This window comes from Patulibacter sp. NPDC049589 (genome assembly GCF_040675535.1).
Taxonomy (GTDB): Bacteria; Actinomycetota; Thermoleophilia; order Solirubrobacterales; family Solirubrobacteraceae; genus Patulibacter.
The window spans coordinates 1-8,624 of sequence record NZ_JBFAPC010000204.1; the positions used below are offsets into that span (position 1 = coordinate 1).

9 protein-coding genes are annotated in these 8,624 nt (G+C 74.1%); 6 read left to right on the forward strand and 3 right to left on the reverse strand.

From position 1 onward, the window contains the following. The first annotated feature begins 130 nt into the window (after positions 1 to 130). Positions 131 to 1,462 carry a solute carrier family 23 protein gene (locus AB0L40_RS24625; RefSeq protein ID WP_364360913.1) on the forward strand — a complete coding sequence of 444 codons (1,332 nt, stop codon included), beginning with the start codon at positions 131 to 133 and terminating at the stop codon, positions 1,460 to 1,462. A 73-nt stretch (positions 1,463 to 1,535) separates the two neighbouring features. On the opposite strand, the gene AB0L40_RS24630 is transcribed toward AB0L40_RS24625, so the two are convergent. After that, entirely contained in the window at positions 1,536 to 2,363 is an 828-nt protein-coding gene (locus AB0L40_RS24630) for an SDR family NAD(P)-dependent oxidoreductase (RefSeq protein WP_364360915.1), read from the reverse strand. A gap of 469 nt (positions 2,364 to 2,832) precedes the next feature. Between AB0L40_RS24630 and AB0L40_RS24635 the strand changes: the two genes are divergently transcribed. Further along, positions 2,833 to 3,876, forward strand: a complete 1,044-nt coding sequence (locus tag AB0L40_RS24635) for a fatty acid desaturase (RefSeq protein WP_364360917.1) — start codon at positions 2,833 to 2,835, stop codon at positions 3,874 to 3,876. Positions 3,877 to 4,077: 201 nt separating this feature from the next. Beyond that, complete coding sequence (locus AB0L40_RS24640; RefSeq protein WP_364360919.1) at positions 4,078 to 5,007, forward strand: hypothetical protein; 930 nt, start codon at positions 4,078 to 4,080, stop codon at positions 5,005 to 5,007. A 108-nt stretch (positions 5,008 to 5,115) separates the two neighbouring features. On the opposite strand, the gene polX is transcribed toward AB0L40_RS24640, so the two are convergent. Further along, positions 5,116 to 6,870 carry a DNA polymerase/3'-5' exonuclease PolX gene (polX, locus tag AB0L40_RS24645; protein WP_364360921.1) on the reverse strand — a complete coding sequence of 585 codons (1,755 nt, stop codon included), beginning with the start codon at positions 6,868 to 6,870 and terminating at the stop codon, positions 5,116 to 5,118. Between the two features lie 93 nt (positions 6,871 to 6,963). Here polX and AB0L40_RS24650 point away from each other — a divergent pair, with 93 nt between their 5' ends. After that, on the forward strand, positions 6,964 to 7,386 hold the full coding sequence (locus AB0L40_RS24650; RefSeq protein WP_364360923.1) for a carbonic anhydrase: 423 nt from the start codon (positions 6,964 to 6,966) through the stop codon (positions 7,384 to 7,386). Here the strand turns inward: AB0L40_RS24650 and AB0L40_RS24655 are convergent. Then, entirely contained in the window at positions 7,383 to 7,607 is a 225-nt protein-coding gene (locus tag AB0L40_RS24655; protein WP_364360925.1) for a hypothetical protein, read from the reverse strand. The genes AB0L40_RS24650 and AB0L40_RS24655 overlap by 4 nt on opposite strands. Before the next feature lie 104 nt (positions 7,608 to 7,711). Here AB0L40_RS24655 and AB0L40_RS24660 point away from each other — a divergent pair, with 104 nt between their 5' ends. Both AB0L40_RS24660 and AB0L40_RS24665 read left to right on the forward strand, forming a co-directional pair. Next, a complete protein-coding gene (locus tag AB0L40_RS24660) occupies positions 7,712 to 8,161 on the forward strand; it encodes a hypothetical protein (RefSeq protein WP_364360927.1) in 450 nt (149 codons plus the stop codon). Then, on the forward strand, positions 8,139 to 8,624 hold a 486-nt coding region (locus AB0L40_RS24665; protein WP_364360929.1), incomplete at its 3' end, for an LLM class flavin-dependent oxidoreductase. The genes AB0L40_RS24660 and AB0L40_RS24665, both read left to right, overlap by 23 nt.

An 8,624-nucleotide genomic window follows, 5' to 3' on the forward strand; every position in this document is an offset into this window, starting at 1 on the left:
CCCTGCAGGGGCGTCCGCGCCTCCGTGTCGCGGGCGCCCTGCGGCTGCGTGGCCTTGACCGCGCCGGCGATCAGGTAGGCGCTCAGGTCCTCCGCTCCCGTTCTCCCATCCCCCACCCCGAGGAGTCCACATGGCCGGGTCGTTCATCAGCAGGACGTGGAAGCTGCACGGCGACGGCGGCGCCGTCCGACCAGGCGAGGTGGTCGCCCCGGACGAGCGCCTGCGCACCCCGTTGATGCTCGGGCTCGGGCTCCAGCACGTGCTCGCCATGTTCGGGTCCACCGCGCTGGTGCCGGTGCTGACGGGGTTCCCCGTCTCGACCACGATCTTCTTCTCGGGGATCGGCACGCTGATCTTCGTGCTGGCGACCCGCAACCGGGTGCCGTCCTACACGGGGTCGAGCTTCGCCTTCATCGCCCCGGTGATCGCCGCGAAGGCCGACGGCGGGATCGGGGTCGCGCTCGGCGGCATCGTGGTCGCGGGCGTCGTGGTCTTCCTCATCGGGCTGCTGGTGGACCGCGTCGGCACCGCGCCGCTGGACTGGCTGCTGCCGCCGGTCGTGACGGGCGCGATCGTCGCGCTCATCGGCCTGAACCTCGCGCCCGTGGCCAAGCAGCAGTTCGAGGCGCAGGCCGGGATCGCGCTGGTGACCCTGGTGGCGATCGTCCTGATCGGCGTCGCCGTCCGCGGGTTCGTCTCGAGCCTCTCGGTGTTCCTCGGCGTGGTGATCGGCTACGTCTTCGCGGCGATCCTCGGCAAGGTCGACTGGTCGGGAGTCGACAAGGCGGACTGGTTCGGCTTCCCCGACTTCACGACGCCGGAGTTCCAGTGGAAGGCGATCCTGCTGATCGTCCCCGCCGTCGTCCTCGTGCTGCTGGCCGAGAACGCCGGCCACGTGAAGACCGTCGGGGCGATGACCGACCGCGACCTCGACGGCGACATCGGCCGCTCGTTCATGGGCGACGGCCTCGCCACCACCGTCTCGGGGCTCTTCGGCGGGTCCGCGACGACGACCTACGGCGAGAACATCGGCGTGATGGGCCTGACGCGCGTCTACTCGACGCTCGCGTACGTCTTCGCGGGCCTCGCCGCGATCGCCCTGGGGCTCCTGCCGAAGTTCGGCGCGATCATCCAGGCGATCCCGACCGGGGTGCTCGGTGGCGCGGTCACCGTGCTCTTCGGCCTCATCGCCGTCCTCGGCGCCCGCGTCTGGATCGACGCCCGGGTCGACTTCCGCGACCCGGTCAACCTCATCACCGCGGCGGTGGCGATCATCGTCGGCGCCGGCGACTACACGCTGCACTGGGGCGACTACACGTTCGCCGGCATCGCCCTGGGCACGATCGCGGCGATCGTCACCTACCGCGTGTTGAAGACCGTCCAGCACGACGACGCGATCCCGCCGGCGGACGGCGTGCCGCCGGTCGGCCCCGCGGACCCGGTGACGGCACCGCCGGGCTGAGGGGCCCGGCATGACGTCGACACCGCCGGCGGCTTCGGCGGGGACCGCGTCACCGACGACGCATCGCCGGGGCTCAGCGCCGCACGAGCGGCATGAGCTTGCGGATCACGTCGAAGTAGCTGTTCGGCAGGATCCGGCTCAGCGTCACCATCGCCACGGCGTCGGGGCCGACGAGGATCCGGTCCTTGCCGCGCTCGACGCCCGTGACGATGATCTGCGCGGCCTTCTTCGGCGTCGTGCGCGCGACCTTGTTGAAGTCCCTCTGGAGCTTCGTGTGGTCCGTGCCGCCCTGGTCGTCGACGTGGAACCGGGCGTTGTCGACGATGTGGGTCGCGACGCCGCCCGGGTGCACCGTGATCGCCGAGACGCCGGTGCCCTCGAGCTCGATCCGCAGCGACTCGGTGAAGCCGCGGACGGCGAACTTCGACGCGTTGTAGGCGCTCTGCGTCGGCCAGGCGATGATCCCGAAGAGGCTCGAGACGTTCACGACCACGCCGGAGTCCTGCTGCTGCAGGATCGGCAGGAACGCCCGGGTGCCGTTGACGACGCCCCAGAAGTTGACGTCCATCACCCACTCGTCGTCCTCCGGCGAGCCGCCGGTGACCGAGTTGGAGACCGTGACGCCCGCGTTGTTGATGACGACCCCGATCGGCGACGGCGCCCACGCGGCGACGTCGGCCGCCCAGGTCAGCTGCGCCTGGCGGTCGCGGACGTCGAGCTTGCGGTGGAGCGACTGGCCGGGCAACGACGCGATCGTCTCCTCGAGGCCGTCCTCCTCCCAGTCGCACGCGGCGACCGGGCAGCCCATGGCCGAGAGGTGCTGGGCGAGGGCGCGGCCGATGCCCGACCCCGCGCCGGTGATGACCGCGGTGCGTCCCGCGACGACGTTCCGTGACGACATCGCGCCATCCTACGCTTCCGTAGGGAGTCGCGCCCGGCCGCGACCCCGTGCGCACGGGACCGCCGGGCGGACGGACGTCGGATCCTCCGTGGAGAGGGGCCGGCGGGGCGCGCCGGACGCTTCCGGGGCCCCGCCGGCACCGGCGACGGCGGGCCGCTGCCCGCGCTCCTGCCGACCCGTCCCACCACTGCACGCATCCGTACAACGGGCGAGCGCCCCGGGTTGTGACCGGGACACGCGGGCGGAAGGCGGGCGGGGAGACGCCGGACCCCCCTGGCACGCGGGCGAGCGGCGGCGCGCCACCCGGGGCCGCCCGGCCGGGGGGTCGGTCCCCCGACGGGCGGGTGGGGCTTACCCCCGTCTCTTAGGGGACCCTCGACAAGGAGGGGTTCGGCACGCCACACTGTCGGCACCGCTGCTGTGTTCCCCGTCGACCGGGGTTCTCGAACCCGATCCCGGCGGCCCGCACATGAGCACGACCATCGCTGCCCCGGACCACGGCCCTGCGCCCGCGTCCGGGAAGAACTCCTGGAAGACGACGCTCGCGCCGTACGCCCGGCCCGACGTCCGCAAGAGCGGACTCGACCTGCTGACGTCGGTGGTGCCGTACATCGCCGGGTTCGTCGCGATGTACCTGCTGCTCGACGTGTCGTACCTGCTGACGCTGCTGGTCGCGATCCCGACCGCCGGCTTCCTCCTGCGGACGTACATCGTGTTCCACGACTGCGCCCACGGCAACTTCATGCCGACCAAGCGCGGCAACCAGATCGTCGGCGTCTTCACCGCGCTCCTGGTCTACACGCCCTTCTCCGCCTGGCGCCACAGCCACGCGATGCACCACGCGTCCGCGGGTGACCTCGACCGCCGCGGCGACGGCGACGTGCCGACGATGACGGTCGCGGAGTGGAACGCCGCCTCGCGCTGGAAGCGCTTCGAGTACCGCGCGACCCGCAGCCCCTGGGTCATGTTCACGATCGGGCCGTTCGTCGCGCTCGTCATCCAGCCGCGGATCTGGAAGTCCAGCGACCGCAAGCGGATCCAGAACAGCGTCAAGCTCACGAACGTCGCGCTGATCCTCGGCGTCGCCGCGCTCTGCGTCGTCATGGGCCCCGTCGCCTACCTCGCCGTGCAGGTCCCGCTGGTCCTGCTCGCCGGCGGCGCCGGCATCTGGCTGTTCTTCGTCCAGCACCAGTACGAGGACGCCTACTGGGAGAACTCGGACTCCTGGGACTACGCGGACGCCGCGCTCCAGGGCAGCTCGTACCTGAAGCTCCCGAAGGTCCTGCAGTTCTTCTCCGGCAACATCGGCCTGCATCACGTGCACCACCTGTCCGCGAAGGTGCCGAACTACCACCTGCAGGCCGCGCACGACAGCTCCGAGATCTTCCAGAACGTCCCCGTGCTGACGCTCCGCGAGGGCCTCCGGTCCATGCGCCTGAAGCTCTGGTGCGAGGACCGCAAGCGCCTGGTCACCTGGCGCGAGGCCGAGGGCTTCGCCCCGGCCGCCGCGTAGCGCCCGACCCCCGCGGGGCCGCCGGCCCCGCACCCGGACCCGCCGACGCGCTCCGTCGCCGGGCCGGCCGCCCCGGGCCCGGGGTGAGCATCGGGCCGCGGACGGGCAGGACGCAGAGGACGTGTCGGTCGCCCCGCGCCCACCGGACGGCCGGTACGGTGCCACGACCGACACCCACCGTCCCGACCCCCTCCGAGGACCATGACCCCCCGAACCCTCGCGGTGATCGCCGCGCTCGCCGCCACCCCGCTGCTCGCCGGCTGTGGAGGCGACGACGACGCGGCCCGCACGACCACGGCCACGACCGCCGCGGACACGGCGACGACCGGCAGGATCGGCTCCGGCGCGACCGCCGCGAACCTCGTCGAGGCGTCGAACCGCACCACGCAGCTCGGCGGGATGCGGATCGCGCTGAAGCAGCAGATCGACGCCGGGGGCGAGGGCAGCTTCTCCTCCACCGCCGCGGGCGAGGTCGACCCGAAGGCCCAGACCGGCAGCATGGTCCTCGACATGTCCGGGATCCCCGGGCTGCCGGCCGGCGCCGGCAAGCAGGAGGTCCGCTTCAAGGGCTTCGTCTCGTACATGCGCTCGTCGCTGTTCTCCAGCCAGCTGCCGCAGGGCAAGAGCTGGATCCGGATCGACCTCGGGAAGGCGTCGAAGTCGCTCGGCATCGATCTCGGCTCGCTCGGCGCCGGGGGCGCGGGCTCCAGCGACCCGACGCAGGCGCTGCAGTACCTGAAGGCCGCGACGGGCGACATCGAGACGGTCGGCAAGGAGGACGTGCGCGGCGAGCCGACGACGCACTACCGCGCGACGATCGACTACGCGCGCTACCCGTCGCTGGCGAAGCCCGCCGACCGCGCCGCCGCGAAGGCCGGCGTCGAGCAGCTGATCAAGCTCAGCGGCTCGAGGACGTCGCCGATGGAGGTCTGGGTCGACGGCGACGGCCGCGTCCGCAGGATCCGGCAGACCGTCGGCACGCAGCTGACGCCGGGCAAGAAGGCGACGATCACGCAGGACTACGAGCTCTACGACTTCGGCCACCAGGTCGACGTGCAGCTCCCGCCGGACTCCGAGGTCCAGGACCTCACGGACCTCGCCGGCGACGCCTCCAAGAGCCTGACGCCGTAGGGCCGGGGCCGGGAGGGCCGCACCGTCCGCCCGGGGCCGCGCGCGACCTCGCCCGCGGCGGACGGGGACCACCGCGCCGCCGGCCCACGGGCCCGCGCGGCGCCGCCCTCAGCGCCCGCCCTTGCGGAGCGTCCGCAGCTCCGCCCACGACCGGGTGTTCGCGACGTCCGCGGCGGCGAGCCAGCCGCGGCGAGCGGTCGCGATCCCCCAACGCGTGTTGGGGAGCGTGTCGGGCCCGTGCGCGTCCGACCCGATCGTGAGCAGCACGCCGGCGTCGCGGGCTGCGCGGGCGTGGACGTCGTGCAGGTCGCGGCGCGCCGGGGACGCGTTGATCTCCAGGAACGTGCCCGTGCGGTGCGCGGCGGCGATCATCGCGTCGACGTCGAGGTCGTACGGCGAGCGCCGCTCGATCAGCCGGCCGGTCGGGTGCGCGATGACGTCGACGAGCGGATGCTCGCAGGCCGCGACGATCCGCCGGGTCGGGTCGCTCTGGAAGGCCGTGTGGACCGACGCGATCACCCAGTCCAGCTCGGCGAGGACGTCGTCGGGGTAGTCGAGCGCGCCGTCGGTGCCGATGTTGACCTCCGACCCCGCCAGCACCGTGATGCCGTCGAGCTCCTCGTCGACGGCGCGGACCTCGGCGATGATCTCGCGCAGCTCGTCGACCTGGACGTCGTCGCCGAACCCGTGCGTCGCGGAGTGGTCGGTGATGCAGATGTAGTCCAGGCCGAGGTCGCGGGCGGCGACGGCCATGTCGCGCACGGTGGCGCGGCCGTCGGAGTGGGTCGTGTGCATGTGCAGGTCGCCGCGCAGGTCGCCCTCCTCGATCAGCGGCGGCACCTCGCTCAGCGCGAGCTCGCCGCGGCCCTCGCGCAGCTCCGGCGGGATCCACGGCAGGCCCAGCCGTGCGTACACGGCCTCCTCGGTGGCGAAGCGCTCGGTCTCGCCGGTCGCGTCGTCGAGGATCCCGTACTCCGACACGTGCAGCCCGCGCTTGACGGCCGACTCGCGGATGGCGACGTTGTGCGACTTGCTGCCGGTGAAGTGCTGCAGCAGGCTGCCGAACTGGTCCGGCGCGACGACGCGCAGGTCGACGGCCAGGCCGGAGTGCAGCCGCCCGTGCGCGCCGTTGTCCCCCGACGAGCCGACCTCGGCGACGAGCTCGGACGTGCGGAAGACCTCGATCAGGCCGGCGGCGTCGTCGGCGGTGGCGATGACGTCGAGGTCGTGCACCGAGTCCGCGCGGCGACGCGCCGAGCCGGCGACCTCGACGCGGTGCACCCCCGCGGCCCTGCCCCGCTCGCGGAGCTCCTCGACGAGCGCCTCCGCCAGCGGCAGCGCGTGCGACAGCAGGTCGCGCTTGGGGCTGTCGACGTCGTCGCCGGCGGCGTCCAGGAGCGCGAGCAGCTTCTCCTCCGACTTCTTGCCGAAGCCCGGCAGGCTCGCGACGCGGTGCTCGCCGATGGCGACGCGCAGGGCCGCGGGACCGTCGACGCCGAGCTCGTCGAAGAGCTTGCGGGCGCGCTTGGGCCCGAGCCCCGGCAGGCGGGTGAGGACGAGCAGCCCGTCGGGGAACTTCGCGCGCAGCTTCGTCAGGGCCGGGATCTCGCCGGTGTCCAGCAGCGCGCGGAACTTCTCCTCGAGCGTCTTGCCGATCCCCGGCAGCTCCGTCACCGTGCCGGCGCGCGTCATCCCGGCGACCGAGCGCGGGGCGTCGCGGACCGCCTTGGCGCCGTTGCGGTAGGCGAGGACCCGGTGCACGACGGCACCGTCCAGCTCGTAGCGGTCGCCGAGCTCGTCCAGCAGCTCCGCGAGCGCCTGGTTGGAGGGATCCTTCGGGGCGGGAGCGTCCTCGGCGGCCATGGCCCGAGGCTACCCCGCTCGGGTGCGCGCCAAGACCGACCACGGCGCCAGGAGCCGTCGGAGGCCGGGCGCGGGTGGCGTAGGGTGGCGCGCATGAGCAGCTCGTGGGCGCCGTTCGGGAGGGCCTGGGGCGACGAGGGGGCCGCGTCGCCGTCGTCCCTGGCGCGCAAGCCGCGTCGGTCCCTCGCCGTCGTCACGTGCATGGACGCGCGCGTCGACCCGCTGACCGGCTTCGGCCTGACGCTCGGCGACGCGCACGTGCTGCGCAACGCCGGGGCCGAGGCGACCGAGGACGTCCTGCGCTCCCTCCAGATCTCCCACGCCGCGGCCGGCACCGGCGAGGTCTGGCTCGTCGGCCACACCGACTGCGTGGCCCACGGGGGAGACGACCGCCGCGTCGAGGCGAGCCTGCGCCACGCGGTCGAGCGCGTCGCGCGCCTGGACGCGGGCTTCCGCGTCCGCGCCTTCCGCTTCCACCTCGCCGGCAGCCGGCTGGAGGAGCTGCACCTCGGCTAGACCGCGCGGGCGCGGACGACGAGGAACCGCGGCAGCGTCGAGCGCAGGCGGTGGTCGTCGGGGAAGCGCTCGCAGGCCTCGGGCAGCGGCTGCGGCTGCGGCTCGGCGAGCAGCTCTCGCGCGTGGGCGCCGGCGCCGCACCCGACGTCCAGGACGTGCAGCCCGCGGACGTCGGGTGCGGAGCATCGACCGCGGGACCGGCGTGTGGGGCGTCCGGACACGTGTGGGGCCCCACCGCCGGTCGCATCGTGTGCGATCGCCCCGGGCGCCGGCGATCCGCGCCGAAACGGCCCGGGAACAGTCGGATCCCGGCTATGGTCGACTGATGCAGCTCGCCCTCCTGCAACCGCTCGCGCCGATCCTGGCCGGCGGCGTGGTGCTCTACGGGGTCGGCTCCGTACGGCCGGAGGGGCCGCTGCGCCGGGCGCGGCCGGTGGGGCGCGTGGTCGTGCTCGGGGCCCTCGTCGTCGGCGCCGTGGTGGGGCTGTTCCTGGCCTTCGGCGTCCTCCTCGACACGCACCCGGCCCAGACGCCGCTGGCGGTGATGGCGCTGTTCGGGCTGGGGATCGCGCTCTACCTGGCCCTCGACCGCCACCGGCCCCCGCCGCTGCCGTTGGAGACCCAGCGCGACGACGACGAGGGCGGCGGCGGCCAGCGGCGGCCGCGGCCGACGCCCCCGCCCGGGCCCGTCGGCCCGCCCGCGCCCCCCGCGCCGTGGCAGGAGTTCGACGACATCCGCGCCGGGTGGGAGCGTGTCCCCGCCGGGAACCGCTGACGACGGCGCCGACCTGCCGGCCGGGGGACTCGGCATCGCCGACCCGCGCGAGCTCGCGGCCATGGGCGTCGCCGCCGACGAGCGGACCGCCCGCCTGGAGGAGTCCGTCGCGATCGTCACCGCGCTCTGGCGCGGCGAGCCCGTGACGCGACCCGGGCGCTTCTGGTCGCTGCAGGACGCGGTGCTCTCCCCCGCCCCGCACCGGCCGAGGCTCGAGCTCTGGCTCGGCGGCCGCGCGCCCGCGGCGCTGCGCCGGATCGGCCGGATCGCCGACGGCTGGCCGGCGTCGTTCGTCGGGCCGGACGAGCTCGCCGCCGGGATCGCCACCATCCGCGCGGCCGCCGCCGAGGCCGGGCGCACGATCAACGCGGACCACTACGGCACGACGATCCACGCCGTCCGCGAGCTCGCGCCGCCGAAGGGCCCATGCGGGCCGCGTCGACCGACGCCGGGCCGCCGCTCC

Bases quoted from the DNA above. Each gene is read 5' to 3' on its own strand.
- AB0L40_RS24625 (WP_364360913.1), top strand. From the start codon at position 131: ATGGCCGGGTCGTTCATCAGCAGGACGTGGAAGCTGCACGGCGACGGC.
- AB0L40_RS24630 (WP_364360915.1), bottom strand. From the start codon at position 2,363: ATGTCGTCACGGAACGTCGTCGCGGGACGCACCGCGGTCATCACCGGC.
- AB0L40_RS24635 (WP_364360917.1), top strand. From the start codon at position 2,833: ATGAGCACGACCATCGCTGCCCCGGACCACGGCCCTGCGCCCGCGTCC.
- AB0L40_RS24640 (WP_364360919.1), top strand. From the start codon at position 4,078: ATGACCCCCCGAACCCTCGCGGTGATCGCCGCGCTCGCCGCCACCCCG.
- polX (WP_364360921.1), bottom strand. From the start codon at position 6,870: ATGGCCGCCGAGGACGCTCCCGCCCCGAAGGATCCCTCCAACCAGGCG.
- AB0L40_RS24650 (WP_364360923.1), top strand. From the start codon at position 6,964: ATGAGCAGCTCGTGGGCGCCGTTCGGGAGGGCCTGGGGCGACGAGGGG.
- AB0L40_RS24660 (WP_364360927.1), top strand. From the start codon at position 7,712: ATGCAGCTCGCCCTCCTGCAACCGCTCGCGCCGATCCTGGCCGGCGGC.